Source organism: Streptomyces sp. Edi4 (assembly GCF_040253615.1).
GTDB lineage: Bacteria > Actinomycetota > Actinomycetes > Streptomycetales > Streptomycetaceae > Streptomyces.
The window spans coordinates 7,533,728-7,551,088 of the sequence record NZ_JBEJGY010000004.1 but is presented as its reverse complement, the minus strand read 5'-3'; the positions used below and the strand labels follow the sequence as shown (position 1 = coordinate 7,551,088).

The window sequence follows — 17,361 nt, the reverse complement described above, 5'->3', positions numbered from 1 at the left end:
AACGGAGCGGAGCGGGCGCAAACCACCTGTACGGGTCACACGGCGTGACCCCGGTGGTCGACGGTCAAATGGTCATCGCCTCCTGGATCCAGCGGTTCACGCGGTACGGCATCCACCATGCGAGCCCGCCCACCTGAAGCACCAGACGCTCCTCGATGAAGTCCGCGAGGACGGCGGCCGGCACCTCGCCCGCCGGGGCGCCGTAGGCCAGGGTCTCGATGACGCGCTGGTATTCGGGCTCATCCGCCGTGAAGCGGCGCAGCTCCCCCCAGCGCCGGTCACGGATCTGGACGAAGCCGGGGCCCTGCCGCCACAGGCACTTGCACAGGTAGTGGCCCTCACGCCAGCCGCGCAGGGCGCCGGCCGCGTCGGCAGGGCCGTGCAGACTCTGCGGCGGCTGGAGGTGGCTCAGGGCGCGCCAGGTGTCGTCGGGCGCGGCCGGGTCCAGACGCAGCTTCCACTCGACGAGGATGGCCCGTGCCGTCAGGTCCCGCACCAGGCTCAGGAGGCGTACGGCCCGCTCGTCGGCGCCCGGCGCGCCGAGGGCGGCGAGGTCGACAGGTTCGCGCAGCCGCACGAGACGGGCGCCCGCCTCCCACAGCCGGTCGCCCTCCTCGTCCAGGGGGCCGGTCAGTTCGATGTCGCCGAGGTGCATGCCGGGCAGGGCGCACGCCTCGGGGTCGTAGTCGCGCCAGGCGGCGACCGTGAGGGCGTCGGCGCCGGTGGTGAGGGCGGTGCTCATCGCTTCTGTTCCTCCTGCTGCTCGGTCGGTCACGCGCGCTCAGACAGTCACGGGCTCGGCGGTCGCGGGCGCGGTCCTGCCGCCGGCGTCGAGCGCGGCCTGCGCGTGGCGCATGAAGTCCAGCCGCAGCAGATCCTCATTGACGGCGCCGGGCGCGATGTGGACGTACTGGCCGCCGTCGGTGAAGACCAGGCCGAGTGCGACCCAGGAGTCGAGCAGCCGGCGCACCTCGTGCTCCTCGCGTGCGGCGCCCCGGGCGCGGGCCGCCGCCTTGCGGGTGAGCGCGGCGGGCGCGTGGGGCTGGTCGAGGAGGCGGAAGACGGCCAGTTCGAACGGGTCGGTCAGTTCCATCGCACGCCAGGCGAAGGTACGCCGCCGGCTGACCAGGACGATGCGGTCGCCGAGGTCGGTGTGGGTGAGCCGGGCGTCGGCGTGGTGCTTGCGCCAGGCGTCGAGCGCGTCGTTGAGCGCGGTGACGGTGGGCTCGGTGATGCCGCGCCGGGGCGCCTCGAAGACGTACGCGAGGTCGTAGAGCTCGGACTCGGGCAGGTCGTAGGTGAAGCGGTAGTGCTCATCGGGCCGCAGCCCGTCGAAGCCGAGTTCGGGCCGGTTGAAGTAGGGGCTGAAGCGCTCGATGGCGATCCGCGCGGACAGGTCGACGGGCGGGTCGAGGTGTTCGAGCGCGGGTATCTGGGCGATGACGGGGTCGTAGTCCTCGGCCGTCTCGCCGGGGAAACCGTGCAGATAGTTCCACGCCACGGAGAGGCCGGTCTCGGCGCCGTCGCGCAGCATGCGCACGTTCTGGCAGCCGCTGACGCCCTTGTCCATGAGGTCCAGGACGCGGTTGTTCAGGCTCTCGATGCCGGGCTGCACGTAGATGAGTCCGGCCTCGGCGAGCGTGCGCAGCTGGCTGCGGCGCATATTGGCCTTGATCTCGATGTGCATCCGCAGGTCGTAGCCGCTCTCCATGATCCGGGGCAGCACGGTGGTGAGGTAGCCCATGTCGAGGATGTTGTCGACGAGGTACATGTCGAGCACACGGTGCTTGCGGGCCAGCTCCATGATCTCTTCGAAGAACGTGTCGGGGCTCTTGGAGCGGAACTGCATGAACGAGCCGTTGAGGCCGCAGAACGTGCAGTGGTGCTTCTCGCCCCACCAGCAGCCGCGCGCGCCCTCGACGACGAGTTTGGGCTCGGCCCAGTTGCGGGCCACGGAGGCCGCGAGGCGCTCGAAGTAGCCGCTGTAGTCGGGGGCGAGGATGGTGGCGGGCGGCAGCGGGCTCGTGGCCATCGGGTTGACGACGCTCGCGCCCTCGGCGTCGCGGTGGCACAGGCCGGGCACGGTGGCCAGTTCGTCGCTGCCGGCGCCTTCGATGATGGCGGTCAGGAGCTGCGGGAAGGCCGCCTCGCCCTCGCCCCGGATGACGAAGTCCACGAACGGGAAGTTGCGGTGGACGGCCTCGCCCTGTTCCCCGTCGCAGTTGGCGCCGCCCATGACGGTCACGATGCCCGGGGCGAGCCGTTTGACGTATTTGGCGGCGGCGAGGGCGGCGGTGTTCTGCTGGAAGGTGGAGGTGAAGCCGACGACGTCGGGCGCGTACTCCACGATCCGCCGGGCCATCATCTCGACGAACTCCGGCGCTTGGCGGTGGAGTTCCCGTGACATGTGCAGCCGGGACTTGCGCAGTTTGCCCTTCATGGCGGTCGCGAATTCCTCGTCGCGCCAGGTGGGGTCGTCATAGAGCGCCGAGGAGAACACCCAGTCGCCGCAGCCCAGGAAATAGGAGGACAGCGAGTAGAACTGGTAGTCCTCGGGCGCGAATTCGGTGCGCTCGGTGATCCAGTCGGTGAATTCGAGATTGGCGTGCAGGACCTCTGCGCCGGCGCCGGGCACACGTTCGTCCACGCTGCGTTTGAGGATTCCCAGCGCGAGCGAGGGAAGGTCGATCGGCGACCAGGGCATATTGACCAGCAGGACACGCATGTCGGCTCCTCGGTGGGTGCGAAGACGTGACGGGACGGGGGCCAAGGGGCCGGGGGCCATGGGGCCGAGGCTGTGCCGGCCCGGCGGCGGACCGCCGGGCCGGCCGCGAGGATCAGTCCTCTTCGCCGTCTTCGGCGTTGCGGAACGGAACCGTCACGGATATACCGATGCCGGGCTTGCGGTTTTCCTCGTCACCCGCGAGCGGGTCATTGTGGATGATGTCCTTCTGCATGGCCGGAACTCCTCTCTGTGTGGTGGTGCCTTGTCCGGCGGGCGCTCAGGAGCGCACCCGTCCGGGATCCCCGGCCCGTTCGGAGCGGGGAGACTGGGGGGCGGCGCGGTGCCGCCGGCGCAGTGCGCCGTCGAGGAAGACCACGGCGCGGCGCAGGACGGCCACATGGTCGTCGGCCTCGTAGCCGTCGTGGCCGGTGTCCAGCCACATCGACTCGTGCGGTACGCCCGCCCGGCGCAGGGTCTTCAGGTAGTCGCGCACCTGGCCGGGCGGGCACTTGGCGTCCCGGCGCGCGGCGACGACCAGCAGGGGTGCCCGGACGGCGGCCGCGTAGGTCAGGGGTGAGCTGCGCGCGTAGCGTTCGGGCACCTCGTCGGGGGTGCCGCCGAACAGCCGCTCGTCCAGGGCGCGCAGGGCGGGGGTGGTGGTGCGGTGGGCGGCCGCGCAGTCGGCCACGGGTTTGACCGCCACGCCCGCCTGCCACAGCGCGGGCTGCGTGCCGAGGGCGAGCAGCACCAGGTAGCCGCCCCACGAGGTGCCCCACAGGCCGGTCTCCTCGGCGCGCACCACACCCCGGGCGACGAGGTCGGCGCGGACCGAGGCGAGGTCGGCGACCTGGGTGAGGCCGACGCCTTCCCCGAACGCGCTGCGCCAGCGGGGCCCGTATCCGGTCGAGCCGCGGTAGTTGACGCGGACGACGGCGAAGCCGGAGGCGACGAGTGAGTGGACCACCGCGTCGTAGGCGTCCCGGTCGTGGTCGGCGGGCCCGCCGTGGACCAGGAACACCGCGGGACACGCGCCGCGCTGCCCCTCGGGCAGGCTGAGCAGTGAGTGCACCGGCCCGTCAGGGCCCGGCGTCCACAGGTCGCGGTGCTCGCCGGGTACGCGGGCCGGCACGTCGTGGCAGGGAGGCAGCGGGGTGCCGGCGGTGGAGAGGATGCGCGGCGAGGTCGCGGTGTCCGTCCACAGGTAGTGCACGTCGTCACCGGCGCGGGGCGCGGCGTCGAGCAGGGTTCCGCGTGGTGTCGGCAGCAGTTTTACGGTGCGCTCCGCGAGGTGGACACGGTGCAGGGTGCTGCGGCCGTGCCGGTCCTGGCGGACCAGGACCGTGCGGCCATCGGGGTGCCAGCGGGCCGTGATCTCGGTGTCGAAGGCGCACCAGGAGTGCGTGACAGTGCCCTCTTCCGGGATCCAACTGGCCAACAGATAACGGTCGTTGCTCTGGCGTACGAGGAGGAGTTCCGCGCGGCCGGCCACGGGGGCGAAGCCCAGGGACCACAGGCGCCCGCCCGGGCCGTCCCCGGCAAGGACCGCGTGCGGGGCGCCGTCAGCGCCGAGGACGGTCACGGCGCGTGCCGAACCGGCCGCGCCGCTGAGCGCGATGAGCCGGCCGTCGCGGGTGATGCCGGACACGGTGGCGTGTCCTTCGACGCGAGCCACCTCGCGGGCCGCCGCGCCGCGCGGACCGAAGCGCACGGTGGTGGTCCGGGCATCGCCCAGGCCCATGGCGACGTACGCGTCGTCGCTGAGGGCCAGTCCGCGCGGTTCGCCTCGTGGCACGCCCTGGAGGCCGGGCAGGTCGGCGCCGCCCGCGAACGGCTGGAACCACCAGTGTCCCGCGCCGTGTTCGTCCTCGTCGAACCACCACACATGGCCGTCACGGTCGATCGCGCCGTGCACCGTGCCGTGCGGGCGGTCGGTGACCTGGCGGGTCTGTCTACTGGCGGCGTCCCAGGTGAACACCTCGCAGCGGCCGTCGGCGTCGCCCGTGAACACCATCCGGCCGGCGTCCGCGGCACACACCTCGGGCAGCGCCGCCCGGTAGACCTGGTAGCGGCCGCTCATGCCGTCGCCTCCGCCAGACGCGACCGCACCGCGGTGGTCCGCCAGGCGAGCGCGAGCAGGACCCCGGCGCACACCGCGGCGGGCGCGGCCGTCCCCGCACGGGTCACGAACGCGCCGGCCAGGACGGGCGCGAGCGCCGCCGAGCCGCCGACGGCCCCGGCGAGGACCACGCCCGTACGGGCCTGGAGCCCGGGCGGGGTCTCCCGCAGCGCGCGGGCTTGCAGGACGACGGCAACCAGCGGCATCACCAGGCAGAACGCCCCGAACAGTGCCCCGTACGCCCAGGGGCCCTCGGCGGCCGCGAGGCCCGCGGCGAGCGGGACGAGCAGCCACGTCACCGTGACGAGCAGCCGCGCGGCGTCGACGCGGCCCGCCAGGCGGGGCGCGGCGAGCGATCCGGCGAGTCCGGCCGCCCCGGACAGGGCTAGCACCATACCCATCGGCCAGCCGCCGTGGCCGCCCTCGTGGAGGGTGAAGACAGCTCCGTAGTAGAGCGCGACGATCACGCCGTTGACGGTGGCGGTCCATGTCACGACGAGCCTGAGCAGGGGTGAGCTGCGGACCAGGGCGTATCCGGCACCGAGTTCGTCCAGGAGGCGGCGCAGGCGGCGCGTCCGAGGGGCGGGGGCGGGGGCGCCGGGATCCGCGGGGGTGGTGCGGCTCCTGGAATCGGGGCACGCGTCGGCGTCCGTCGGGGGCTCCGCACTCGTCCGGGCCGACGCGGCCGCCCGGCCCTGCTCGGTCGGCCGGTCCTGCTCGGCCGCCCGGTCCTGCTCGGTCGTCCGGTCCTGCGCGGTCGTCCGGTCCTGCGCGGTCGGCCGTCCCTGCGGGCGCAGGTCCGAACCGAGCGCCCGTACGCATCCGGCGGCGACGGCATAGGACAGCGCGTCCGCGAGGAAGGGCAGGGCCCGGGCCGCCTGGTAGAGCGCGCCGCCGAGCGCGGGGCCCAGGATCAGCGCGCCCTGGTCGCCCGCCGAGAGCCCGGCCACCACGCGGGGGCCGTCGGCGGGCGGGGCGATCATCGCCACGGTGCCGGCGGCGGCGGCTTCGTACACGGCCGTGGAGAAACGTTCCACCAGGACGGCACCGAGCAGGAGCGCGAGCGGCGGGCCGCCCTCCCCCTTACCGACGGCGGCCGCGGCGACACCGGCCATGGCGACGGCGGAGGTGGTGGCCGACCAGAACATCACCGGCTTGCGGGCGCCCCGGTCGGCCGGAATGGCCGCGAGGGGGGCGAGCAGCAGACCCGCCGCCGTGGAGGCACCCGCGACGAGCCCCACCACTGCCGCCGAGTGCCCGAGCCCGAGGAGCAGCAGCGGAAGCACCACCCCGGACGCCTGGGTGCCGAGGGCGTCAAAGGCGCTGGCGCACCAGAAGAGCCGGACGTCACGGGAGATGGGCCGTCGGGCAGCCCGCCGGGCAGCGGCGGTGCCAGGACTCATCAACGTCCCGCCAACGCCGCAGAAGTCCCCGGGAGTTCAGGGAAATCCGTTGCACGCACAGCCCACCCCACAGCTTGGTCAGGTTGCGAAGAATATGTGCAGGAATCGAAACGAGCGGGAGCCTAACCAGGCGTCCGGCGGAGCCACAAGGGTTCCGTCCCCGAGGCCGGAATCGAACCCCGTAAGCGCCGGGCAAAGAAACCGGTTGCACTGTCCGGAGCGCCGCCCGGTGGGACGGATTACTCGGGCCGGGGCCGAGGGCGGGCGCGGCGAAGGCGGCCCGCCGTTCCGGGAGTCCGCTCAGGATTGCCGCTTCCGCTTCGCGTCGGCGAACCGCCGGGCCCCGCCCATCCATTCGCGCACGCCGCCTGGCATATGCACATTCCCTCCGGCGAAGCGTCCGCCGCCCCGCGCGCCCGGTCCGGCCCCGGCGCGCCGGCTTCCCGCACGGACCTCGCGGCGGCCCCGGCGGCGCTCCCCCGCCTCCGGCCCGCGCTCGCACGGACGGGTTGCCTCTCGCACGCGCATTGGCCAAAAACGCACGCTCCACCGGCGTGGAGGGGGCCAACGCGACGGGTCCCCGGCCGCGTGATCGACCGGGGACCCGTCAGGGTGTCTCATCGGGCGCCGTCAAGTCGCCCGTAGCGCAAGGGCGTTGACTAGGGGGCCATCTCGTAGGCGCCGGCCAGTGCCTCGACGCGCTCCCACACGCGCGCCGAGCGGGCCTCGTCGACGACGGGGCGGCGCACCGCGCCCAGCGCCCAGTTCTGCTGCTGCTCGGTGGCGGAGTCCTTGCCGTGCAACTCGACGGCGTGCGCGGAGAAGTCACGTACGAGGACGGCGAAGAGCTCGTCGAGCACGTCCTGCTCAAGGCCGGTCAGTCGCGCCTGCTCCAGGATCAGCTGCCCGTGCACGACCAGCGCGAAGAGCTGACCGACGGCGAGCAGCAGGTCGAGGTCGCGGCTCTGCTCCTCGTCGGGGGCCGCAGTGGTGACGAACTCGCAGAGCGCGTCGGCCTGTTCACGGAAACGGGCGACGTTGGGCACCTGCGCGAAGGCGTCGAAGGCGGCGCGCCAGTCGTGGAAGCGGATCGCGCCCAGGCCACGGGCGGGCCCCTGCTGGAAGAGGAACGCGTCGTCGGTGGCGTCGAGGCGCGTCGCGACGGCCGGGTACTCCACGGGGCCCAGGAGGTGGTTGCCCATGAACTTCAGGATCAGCGCCAGGTTGACGTGGACCGTGCCCTCCAGCTTGGGCAGCCCCCGGATCTCGACGGCCGCCTGCGCGAAGTAGTTGTCCTTCTCGAACCCCTTGGCCGCGATCACGTCCCACATCAGGTCGATGACCTTCTCGCCCTCGGTGGTCACCTTCATCTTCGTCATGGGGTTGAACAGGAGGTAACGCCGGTCGTCGGGCCCGGCGGAGCGGAAGTAGTCGACGGCGCGGTCACTGAAGAGCTTCATCCCGACCAGGCGCACATACGCGTCGGTCAACTCCCGCCGCACATGCGGGAAGGCGGTGACCGGGCGGCCGTACAGGACGCGGTTGTGGGCGTGGGTGACGGCCTCGTACATCGCGTGCTCGCAGATGCCGATCGAGGCGGTGCACAGGTTGAACTTGCCGACGTTGACGGTGTTGAGGGCGGCGTCGAAGGCGGCACGGCCGGTGTGCAGGACGTCGGCGGGGCGGACCGGGTAGTTCGCCAGGCGGAACTCGCTGACGTACTTGGAGGAGTCCACGACGTTCTTCACGAGGTGGTACGCCTCGTGACGGCTGTCGGCGGCGAAGAAGACGTACCCGTCGGGGCCTTCGACGTCGGTGCGGCGGCCGAAGACGGAGACGAGGCCGGCCGCGTTGCCGTTGCCGATGTAGTACTTCGAGCCGCTGGCCAGGAACCCGCCGTCACCGTCGGGTTCGAGCAGCATGTCGGTGGAGTAGATGTCGGCGCCGTGGCTCTTCTCCGAGAGTCCGAAGGCGAACACCTCGCCCTGGTCGAGGAGTTGGGCCGCGCGCAGGCGGGCCTCGGCGTTGTCGCTCTGCCACACGGGGCCGAGTCCGAGGATGGTGACCTGCCAGGCGTACCAGTAGTCGAGCCCGTAGAAGCCGAAGATCTCGTTCAGGGCGGCGATCCGCGCGGTGTCCCAGCGCTTGTCGTCCTGCCCCTCGCCGGCGGCGGACGCCGGGGTCAGGAAGGTCGCGAACAGCCCTTCCTTCGCGGAGAAGGCGAGGAAGTCCGCGAGCCAGGCGCGGGAGCGGTAGTCCTCGATCAGCTTGCGCTTGCCGCGCTGCTCGAACCAGTCGACGGTGGCGCGCAGCAGCCTGCGGGTCTCGGGGTCGAAGTGTGCCGGGTCATAGGTGCGGGGGTTGAAGAGCAGCGGGTCGGTCATGGCCATGCGCCTTTCGCAATAGGGGAGTTGAGGGGGCGGCCCGGGGAGCCGGGAGGGCGCGGGCCGGGCGGAGGGGCGCCGCGGGTACGGTCGCCGGTGCGCGTCGGTGGCGCCGGTTCAACGGGCGGCGGCGAGCCGGTTCAGGGTGGCGATCACGTCGTCGAGCCAGGTGAGGGTCATCCGCTCGTACGCGATGCCGCCGCGCAGGACGACATGCTGGAGCTCCCGGCCCGCGTCGGGCGTCTCGGGGGCCTCGGCCTCGATGAAGTCGCGCCGCTCCCCCGCGAGGTACCGGGCGAGCCGGTCGGCGTGCGCCCGGCGGTGCCGCTCCACCTCGCGCAGCAGCGCGGCCGGGTCGTCGAAGGCGGCGCCCCGGATCTTCACGGCGAGCTCGTGCCGGACGCTTTCCGGCTCGATCGGGGCGTGCAGCCACGCGGAGAGCGCGTCCCGGCCGGGAGCGGCGACGGAGTACTCCTTCTTGTCCGGCCGCATCTGCTGGGCCACCTCGCGGGCGTCGATCCAGCCGTCGCTCTCCATGCGCTTGAGGACGCGGTAGATCTGCTGGTGGGTGGCGGTCCAGAAGTAGCCGATGGACCGCTCGAACCGCCGGGCCAGCTCATAGCCGGAGCCCGGCTTCTCCAACAGCGAGACGAGAATCGCGTGCTCAAGCGCCATGCTCGAATCCTTCTATGCAACTCGTTGCATAGACAAGCGGCACCGGCCAGGTGAGACACGGCTCACCCGCCCGGACGCCGAAGAGTGTGTCCGCCGGCGGGGCGCCCGGTCCGTTTGGAACGGTGCCTCACGGGCACTGGCAGGGACCGGAGCAGAAAGCGTACGAACCGGCCTTTACCGGCCGCAGGACCCGACCCCAGAACCAGAACCACGAGGTGAGTCATGAGCGACAACGGCATGGCGGACGACGTCTATCAGCCCACCGGCGACAACGAGGAGCAGGAGGACGCCGCCCCGCTCGACCTCCAGGACGCGCTCGGCGAGCGCACCTATGACGACATGCTCGACGAGGGGTATTCGCCGCCGGAGAAGCCGTTGGGTGTCACCAAGACGGGCGTGACGGCGGCCGAACAGAACGAGGGCGAGTCCCTTGACGAGCGGCTGAGCCAGGAGGTGCCCGACACGGCCGTCCCGGCGGGCGACGGCATCGGGGACCTGCCCGACGGCGAGGGCGAACCACTCGACCCCGAGTCGGGCACGGAGCGCGCCGGACGTCTGGTGGCGCCGGACGAGGGTGTCCGCCCTGACACCACGAAGGAACTGGTCGCCTCCGACGAAGGCATCGACGCGGGCGCGGCGGGCGCGGAGGAGGCGGCGATGCACGTCATCCCCGAGAACGAGCTGCCACCGGAAGCGGAAACCGGAAGCTGAGCCCGGGCCGGGGGCGGGGGCGGGTACACGCTGGTGGCAGGGCGCGGCTCGGGGCGTGCCGGGCCCCCGTGGGCGACGGGCGGTGTCGCGCGGTGTGCGGGTCGGTCGGTCCGCCCGTGCTGGATACGCACGGCGCAACACACCCGCTCCCCGCAGCTTGGACGCAGCGGGACTCGCCGGTACGTGGAGCTCATCCGTGCGCGCCCCGCTGCGGACCGGCGGCCGGGTCGCGCGAGGCTCACGCGCCGCGGCCGAGGCCGACCTCGACCGCTCCGGTCTCGTACGCCGCGATCACCGCTTGGGCCCGGTCTCGTACCTTGAGTTTGCCGAAGAGGCTCGTGATGTGGTTCTTCACCGTCGACCCGCTCACTCCCATGACCTCGGCGATCTCCGCGTTGTCGCGGCCGGTCGCGATCAGCCGCCACACCTCCGTCTCCCGGGGCGTGAGGTCATCGCGGGGCATGCTGGGCACGGCGGGGTGCTGCGGGGCCCTGACGAAGGTGGAGATCAGGCGGGTCATCAGGCGGGGCGCGACAGCCGCCTCGCCCCCGTGCACCACCCGCACCCCGGCCACGAGGTCTTCCGGCGACACATCCTTCGGCAGGAACCCGCAGGCGCCCGCGCGCAGCGCCGCCACCACGTACTCGTCCATGTCGAAGGTGCTGAGCGCCAGCACCCGGCAGTCGGGCACTTCCTGAGTGAGCCTGGCGGTGGCGGCGACGCCGTCCAGGACGGGCATGCGGATGTCCATCACGACCACGTCGGGGCGCAGCCGGCGTGCGAGGGCCACGGCCTCTTCGCCGTCGCCGGCCTCCCCCACCACCTCGATGTCCGGTTCGGGAGCGAGGATCAGGGCGAGCCCGCGCCGTACGAGCGGCTGATCGTCCACGATCAGGACCGTGACCGGCCGCCCGGTGTCCGTCCCGTTCATCAAAGCGCCCCTTGTCCCACGGCCAGCGGAAGAGTGGCCGCCACCCTGAATCCCGCCCCGTCCAGGGGCCCGGCCTCCAGCGTGCCGCCGTGCAGCACCGCACGCTCCCGCATCCCCATCAGGCCGTAGCCGGAGCCCGTATCGCCCGAGGTACGTGAGATCCCGGCGCCGGTTCCGTCGTCCGATATCTCCACCGACACCGCGCGCGGTTCGTAGGTGAGCCGCACCTCCGCGCGCGCCGTACCGGCGTGTCTGCGGGCGTTGGTCAGGGACTCCTGCACGATCCGGAACACCGTGAGGCCGACGCTCGGCGGCAGCGGCCGCTCCTCGCCGCGCACGGCGAGGGCGGTGGGGAGTCCGGCGCGGCAGGACTCCGCGACGATCCGCTCCAGGTCACCGACCCCGGGCTGCGGCTGGGTGGGCTCGTCCTCGACGTCGTCACCGGCCCGCAGTACGTCGAGGAGCTGTCGCATCTCGTGCAGGGCGGTGCGTCCGGAGGCTTCGAGGGTCAGCAGGGCTTCCTTCGCCACGTCGGTGTCGCGGGCCAGGTTGGCGCGGGCGCCGCCCGCCATCAGCTGCATGGTGGTGATGTGGTGAGCCACGATGTCGTGCAACTCCCGTGCGATACGCCGTCGTTCGGCAGCCACCGCCCGGTCGGCGAGCCCCCGGCGCCTGGCCTCGGCGTCCCGCTGCCAACGCCCCACCTCCACGGCCGCGACCACCACGATCACCGCGGCGGCGATGTTGCTGAGGCTGTCCATGAGCGAGGGGCGCGGCCAGGACGACGGGTCGGACAGGAGCAGCAGCACGCCCAGGAGCGATGCCACGACCTGGGTCCGCCGACAGGTCCGTACGACGGTGTAGAGGGCGACCACGACCGCGCCCGTGAAGTGCTGGGTGATCGACACGGTCACGTTGAGGACCAGGCCGAGGGCGACGATCACGGCGAGCACCGGCAGCGGCGCACGGCGCCGTACGAGCAGGGGCAGCGCGGTCGCCACGATGAGCAGGCATCCGCCGACCGGGACGTGTCCCAGCTCGGACTGGGTGGTGAGACTGAACCCGATGAGGTCGAGGGCCGCGACCCCGATCGTCACGAGACCGTCGTTGCGCGACCACGGCAACGCGTCGTCGGCAGACCGGATCCCGAAGGTACGGAATCCGACCCCGGCGGTACGGGATCCGGCCCCGGCGGTACGGGGTCCAGTCCTGGCGGGGCTGGGTCCGGCCCCAGTGATGCCGGACCCAGCCCCGGCGGTGTCAGACCTGGCCCCAGCGGTGCCGGACCCAGCCCCAGCGGTGCCGGACCCAGCCCCGGTGGTGCCGGACCCAGCCCCAGCGGTGCCGGACCCAGCCCCAGCGGTGCCGGACCCAGCCCCGGCAGTGTCAGACCCGGTCCCAGTGATGCCGGACCCAGCCCCGGTGGCGCCGGACCCGGTCCCAGTGGTGCCCCGCACAGGGCGCGTCGTCACCATGAGTCCCCCTCCTTCACCGCGGGCGGTGCACCACGCGGCTGTCTCGGGGTCCAGTTTCGCACCGGCCGCCGGTGCCGCCCGACGCCGGGCGGTCGGGTTCTCCCACTGGGAGCAGGGTCCCAGGCGGGCCCCGTCCCGGCCCGCACTCCCAGTCGCGTTCTCCTTCCACGCTCGGACGATTGTCGCCGTTCTCGCTGGTGAGCTGGGCGCATGCCGAATACACCGCACTTTCTCCACCGTTGGAGGACCCCGTGATCCGCGCCCTGACCCGGTTCTCCACCCGTAACCCGTGGAAGGTCGTCGCCCTGTGGGCGGTGGTGGGTTTCTCCCTGCTCGTCGTCGCCCAGACGCTGATCTTCCGCGTCACCCAGACACAGAGCGGCGACTTCCTGCCGGCGCGCTACGACTCGGCGGCCGCCCTGAAGGTGGCCGAGGAGAAGTTCGGGGCGAAGCCCGATGCCAACGCGGTGACCGTGCTCGTCGCCAGGAAGGACGGCGCACCCCTCAGCCAGGCGGACGAGCAGCGCGTCGCGGCCACGGCGAAGAAACTGAGCGCTCGGCGCGTGACGATGCCGCCGGCCAAGGACGATCAGCCGTCGTTCCTCGCCGAGGATCACTCACAGACGCCCAAGGTCGCTCCGGTCATGGTGGCGCCCGACCGCGGCTTCGAACTCCTGCGGGTCCAGCTGACCGGCAATTCCATGGACCCCGGGATGCACGACCTGTACCGGGCCTTCCGCGACACGGCCAGGGGCGAGTTCGCCGAGGACCGGATGCGTACCGGGTTCACCGGGGGCCTGGCCGATCTGGCCGACACCGAGGAGGCGCAGGAGACCACGTCCAAGGTGGTCGGTGCGGTGATGATGCTCCTGATCGTGGTGATCAACGTTCTGGTGTTCCGCAGTGTGCTCGCCGCGTTCGTGCCGCTGGTCGCGGTCGCGCTCATCAGCGGTGCGGCGACCGGCGCGGTCGCGGGGGCCGCGATGCTCACCGGGGTCCAGCTCGATGCCTCCACTCCGAGCATGATCGGCGTGGTGCTGCTGGGCGTCGGCATCGACTACTTCCTCTTCCTGCTGTTCCGCTTCCGTGAGCAGTTGCGCTCCCGTCCCGACGTCTCGGCGCGGGTGGTGGCGGCGGATGTCAGCGCCCGGGTCGGCACCGCGATCACCTCGGCGGCCCTCACCATCGTGGCGGCGTTCGCCACCCTGGGCATCGCCACGTTCGGGCAGTTCCGCGTCCTGGGTCCCGCGATCGCCGTGTCGGTGCTCGTCATGCTGTTCGCGAGCCTGACGTTGATGCCCGCGCTGCTCGCGGTGACCGGACGTAAAATGTTCTGGCCCTCCCGCTCCCTCACGCGTGAGCCGCGCCCCGGGGCCGCCGCCCGCCTCGGGGACCTGGTCGCCCGCAGACCGCTGGCCATGGTCGTGGCGTCGGTGGCGCTGCTCGGCGCGCTGGCGGTCGGACTCGCCGGGATCCGCATGGACTTCTCGCAGTCGGCAGGTGACCGTGGCACGCCCGCCGCGGCCACGGCCGCCGAGATCGGGCGCAGCCTGCCGGCCGGGGTGTCCGATCCGACCACCGTGTACGTGACGGCCGAACCGGGCCGCACCCTGAGCGCGCACTCGCTCGACGCCCTGCCGGCGGCGCTCACGAAGGTCGACGGGGTGGGGAAGGTCGGCGCCACCGTCCTCAACGGCGACCGCACGGCGGCCCGCATCGACGTCTACCTCACGGCCGACACCCAGAGCGCGGCCGCCCGTGATCTGGTGTCAGGTCCCGTGCGTGCCGCTGTCGCGGGCCATACGCCTGCGGGAACGCGGGCACACGTCGGGGGAACCGCCGCGATCTTCGCCGACATCTCCACCGCCGTCGACCGCGATCTGCGGACGGTTTTCCCCGTGGCGGCGGCGCTCATCGCCCTGATCCTGCTGATCCTGCTGCGCAGCCTCCTCGCCCCGGTCGTCCTGATGATCTCGGTGGGGCTCGGCTTCGCCGCCACGCTCGGCGCCTCCGCCCTCTTCTTCCAGCATCTGCTCGACAAGCCGGGCGTCAACTTCGTCCTGCCGCTGGTGCTGTTCCTGTTCGTCGTCGCCCTCGGCACCGACTACAACATCCTCATCAGCGACCGCATGCGCGAGGAGATGGAGCGCCCGGGGCCGGCCAGGGCCGCCGTCGCGCGCGCGGTGCGGCACACAGCGCCGGCCGTCGCGACGGCCGGCATCGTGCTCGCGGCCTCGTTCGGCAGCCTCGCGGTCACCCCTTCGCCGTCCACGCAGCAGATCGGTTTCGCGACCGGTCTCGGTATCCTCCTCGCCGCGTTCGTCCTGTCCATAGTGCTGGTGCCCGCGCTCACCGCACTGATCGGACGCGCCATCTGGTGGCCGACCCGCACGGCGCGCACACCCCGCCGCGACCGGGTACGCGGGAGTGAGGGGCGGAGTGAGGCGCGGGACGACGAGGGCCGCGTTTACGTTCCCTGACGTACCCTCAGGTGCTGAACTGCCCTGCTGCACGGCGCAGTTGAGTAATCAGGACTCAGCGGTCGGCGCTGCCTGGCGTGGCGTGGACAGGGCGACCGGGCCGGGCGCCTCGAGGAGGCCGGGCGTCGGGCGCCAGTCGCGCCACCGCTCCCACCACGGCTCGCCGTGCTCGATCAGCCGGACGACCTCGGCGGCGGCCTCACGCACCGCCTCCGCCTCGCCCGGCCCGAAGCCTCCGGCGCGCACCCGCTCCTCGAAGTGGTCGACGTCCTTCCACGCGTAGGACGAGCCGTCGGCGGTGATCACGAGGTCGAGTTCCTGGTCGAGCGTGTCGAAGCCTCGCGCCGTGCGGCGCAGGGGTTGCTGGAAGTTGACGTACCAGTCCTGGAGTTCGTCGTCCTTGAAACGGGCCCACACCGCGTACCCGTCGTTGGCCCGCTGCAACTGGAGCACCCCGTCCGACTGCCAGGTGTGCGCGAAGTGCACCCAGGGGTGCGGGCCCCACTTGAACGTGCCGCCGCCGAAGGTGAGCGGTGTGCCCCGCGCCAGATGGGCGGCCAGCAGCACGCCGTCGTCCGCGACGACGCGCAGGGGATAGACCATCCACTCACGTCCGTCGAGGATTTCCCGCCTGACGATGACGTCACCGCTGCGAAAAAGTGGTTCCATGCGCGACCACCCTAAAAGCCCTACCGCTTCGTGCTCTCGCCGGGGTCGCGGTAGTGGACCTCGGCGAACGGCCAGCGCGCCGCCAGCCAGGACCGTACGGCGCTGTGGAGCGGGCCGTCCAGAGCGGCGTGCTCGGCGGACACCCAGGAGCGGACATCGGTCACGCCCGGGTGCGTGCGGGACGGGTAGATGTAGACACAGCCGATCACTTGGTCCGTGTCGTCCAGAACGGTGTAGGTGAAGCCGGTCCGCTCCTCGAAGTCCTTGGCGTGGCCCTTGAGGTCACTCAGGTTGGCGGCGAGGTCCATACCGGCCGGCGGCGGCCAGTCGCCCTGGAAGCCGGGGGTGGCCCGGATGTGCTTGATGCTGGACATCCAGGCGACGTGGTCGGATTCATTGTGCTGCGGCCCCAGCGGCTCCAGACGGAACCCCTCGGCGGCGAGCTCCTGGGGAGGGTCGAAGTCGTGGGGCACGAAAGGCTGTTCGGTCATGGCGCCAGATTAACCTGGCCCGTCATCCGGTCCCGCCGTGGCCGTCGGGGGCGTAATGCCGGCCCGTCTCGTTCCTTTTGGCCGCTCGTGTTCACCCATTTCGGCGCGGACCATCCTGGCTAATCCCGCTCCGTCCGATCCCGTCATTCCCGCCCGTCATTCCCGCCCGCCATTCCCCCCGCCATTCCCGCTCACGGCAGGCTCGCGACGACCCGTACGAGAAAGACGGGCTGTGACATTCAGGATCCGCCGGCCGTGTCCCGCAGGAATTCCGGCACGAAGTCGGCGCCACGGACCGGGGCGGGATATCTCAAATGGGCGAGACGGGCCTGTTCCTGGCGCATATGCATGAAGGATTCCAGGATGTATCCGACCATCAGGACGAGCACCGCGATGATCATGATCGCGGCCGCGAGAACGGCGGTCGGCAGGCGCGGCACGGTGCCGGTCCGGACGAATTCGGCGACCAGCGGGAGACCCAGGACCAGCGAGACCAGCGTGAGCATTGCGGCGATGACGGCGTGGAATTGCGAGGGGCGCTGGCGGCGGGCCAGGCCGAGGATGAGCTTCAGGATGCGCCAGCCGTCGCGGTAGGTGCGCAGTTTGCTGACGCTTCCGGCCGGGCGGTCCTTGAAGTCGACCTCCATTTCGGCGGTGGGCAGGCGCAGACTCAGGGCGTGCACCGTCATCTCGGTCTCGGTCTCGAACTCCCTGGACAGCGCGGGGAAGGACTTGACGTAGCGGCGCGAGAAGACGCGGTAGCCACTGAGCATGTCGCTGACGTCGTTGCCGAACAGCGAGCGCACGGTGCCGGTGAGCACCCGGTTGCCGACCGCGTGGCCGGCTCGGTAGGCGGTCTCGACGATCTCCCGGCGGGCGCCGACGACCTGGTCGTAGGGGCCTTCGAAGAGGAGGTCGACCATCTCGCGGGCGCGCGAGGCGTCGTAGGTGTCGTCCCCGTCGATGATGAGCAGCGCGTCGGCCTCGATGTCGGCGAAGGCGCGGCGGATGACGTTGCCCTTGCCCTTGCGCGGCTCGTGCCGTACGAGGGCGCCCGCCTTCAGGGCCTCGGCGACGGTGTCGTCCGTCGAGGCATTGTCATATACGTAGATGACCGCCTCGGGAAGAGCGGCGCGAAGGTCGTTGACGACCTTTCCGATCGCCGCTTCCTCGTTGTAACAGGGAATGACACACACAATCGCCGGATTCATCAGAGGACCCTCATTATGTGACAAATTCCAGTGGCTCTGGGCGCTGAGTGACCAGATGGTACCCCAGCTTGTTCATTGAGCTTCCTTACC

At 71.7% G+C, this 17,361-nt stretch carries 13 protein-coding genes; 2 read left to right on the top strand and 11 right to left on the bottom strand.

Annotated features, from left to right (window positions below; all coding sequences use genetic code 11):
• Positions 1 to 64 precede the first annotated feature (64 nt).
• The 6 genes from ABR738_RS35790 to ABR738_RS35765 all read right to left on the bottom strand — a co-directional run bounded on the left by ABR738_RS35790 (position 65) and on the right by ABR738_RS35765 (position 9,303).
• The gene (locus ABR738_RS35790; RefSeq protein ID WP_350234145.1) at positions 65 to 742 is read right to left on the bottom strand and encodes a DUF5825 family protein; all 678 of its coding nucleotides are present in this window, start codon (positions 740 to 742) and stop codon (positions 65 to 67) included.
• Positions 743 to 781: 39 nt separating this feature from the next.
• Entirely contained in the window at positions 782 to 2,725 is a 1,944-nt protein-coding gene (locus ABR738_RS35785; RefSeq protein WP_350234144.1) for a RiPP maturation radical SAM C-methyltransferase, read from the bottom strand.
• 277 nt (positions 2,726 to 3,002) lie between these two features.
• A complete protein-coding gene (locus ABR738_RS35780; RefSeq protein ID WP_350234142.1) occupies positions 3,003 to 4,802 on the bottom strand; it encodes a S9 family peptidase in 1,800 nt (599 codons plus the stop codon).
• The gene (locus tag ABR738_RS35775) at positions 4,799 to 6,244 is read right to left on the bottom strand and encodes an MFS transporter (protein WP_350234140.1); all 1,446 of its coding nucleotides are present in this window, start codon (positions 6,242 to 6,244) and stop codon (positions 4,799 to 4,801) included. The genes ABR738_RS35780 and ABR738_RS35775 overlap by 4 nt, the downstream gene beginning before the upstream one ends.
• 659 nt (positions 6,245 to 6,903) lie before the next feature.
• Positions 6,904 to 8,628, bottom strand: a complete 1,725-nt coding sequence (locus ABR738_RS35770; RefSeq protein ID WP_350234139.1) for an acyl-CoA dehydrogenase family protein — start codon at positions 8,626 to 8,628, stop codon at positions 6,904 to 6,906.
• Between the two features lie 117 nt (positions 8,629 to 8,745).
• Complete coding sequence (locus tag ABR738_RS35765) at positions 8,746 to 9,303, bottom strand: PadR family transcriptional regulator (RefSeq protein WP_350234138.1); 558 nt, start codon at positions 9,301 to 9,303, stop codon at positions 8,746 to 8,748.
• Positions 9,304 to 9,525: 222 nt separating this feature from the next.
• On the opposite strand from ABR738_RS35765, the gene ABR738_RS35760 reads away from it, so the two are divergent.
• Positions 9,526 to 10,014 (top strand): DUF5709 domain-containing protein, encoded by a 489-nt coding sequence (locus ABR738_RS35760; RefSeq protein WP_350234137.1) that lies wholly within the window; start codon positions 9,526 to 9,528, stop codon positions 10,012 to 10,014.
• Between the two features lie 238 nt (positions 10,015 to 10,252).
• Here the strand turns inward: ABR738_RS35760 and ABR738_RS35755 are convergent, their stop codons facing one another.
• Together ABR738_RS35755 and ABR738_RS35750 are read right to left on the bottom strand one after the other, a co-directional pair.
• A complete protein-coding gene (locus ABR738_RS35755) occupies positions 10,253 to 10,945 on the bottom strand; it encodes a response regulator (protein WP_350234136.1) in 693 nt (230 codons plus the stop codon).
• Complete coding sequence (locus ABR738_RS35750; protein WP_350234135.1) at positions 10,945 to 12,042, bottom strand: sensor histidine kinase; 1,098 nt, start codon at positions 12,040 to 12,042, stop codon at positions 10,945 to 10,947. The genes ABR738_RS35755 and ABR738_RS35750 overlap by 1 nt, the downstream gene beginning before the upstream one ends.
• 629 nt (positions 12,043 to 12,671) lie before the next feature.
• Between ABR738_RS35750 and ABR738_RS35745 the strand changes: the two genes are divergently transcribed.
• Complete coding sequence (locus tag ABR738_RS35745; RefSeq protein ID WP_350234134.1) at positions 12,672 to 14,900, top strand: MMPL family transporter; 2,229 nt, start codon at positions 12,672 to 12,674, stop codon at positions 14,898 to 14,900.
• A gap of 48 nt (positions 14,901 to 14,948) precedes the next feature.
• Here ABR738_RS35745 and ABR738_RS35740 read toward each other — a convergent pair whose 3' ends face one another.
• The 3 genes from ABR738_RS35740 to ABR738_RS35730 all read right to left on the bottom strand — a co-directional run bounded on the left by ABR738_RS35740 (position 14,949) and on the right by ABR738_RS35730 (position 17,271).
• Complete coding sequence (locus ABR738_RS35740) at positions 14,949 to 15,569, bottom strand: ribonuclease FAU-1 family protein (protein ID WP_350234133.1); 621 nt, start codon at positions 15,567 to 15,569, stop codon at positions 14,949 to 14,951.
• Between the two features lie 20 nt (positions 15,570 to 15,589).
• Positions 15,590 to 16,060, bottom strand: coding sequence for a GNAT family N-acetyltransferase (locus tag ABR738_RS35735; RefSeq protein ID WP_350234131.1), 471 nt, complete (start codon positions 16,058 to 16,060; stop codon positions 15,590 to 15,592).
• A 239-nt stretch (positions 16,061 to 16,299) separates the two neighbouring features.
• The gene (locus tag ABR738_RS35730; protein WP_350234130.1) at positions 16,300 to 17,271 is read right to left on the bottom strand and encodes a glycosyltransferase family 2 protein; all 972 of its coding nucleotides are present in this window, start codon (positions 17,269 to 17,271) and stop codon (positions 16,300 to 16,302) included.
• Positions 17,272 to 17,361 lie beyond the last annotated feature (90 nt).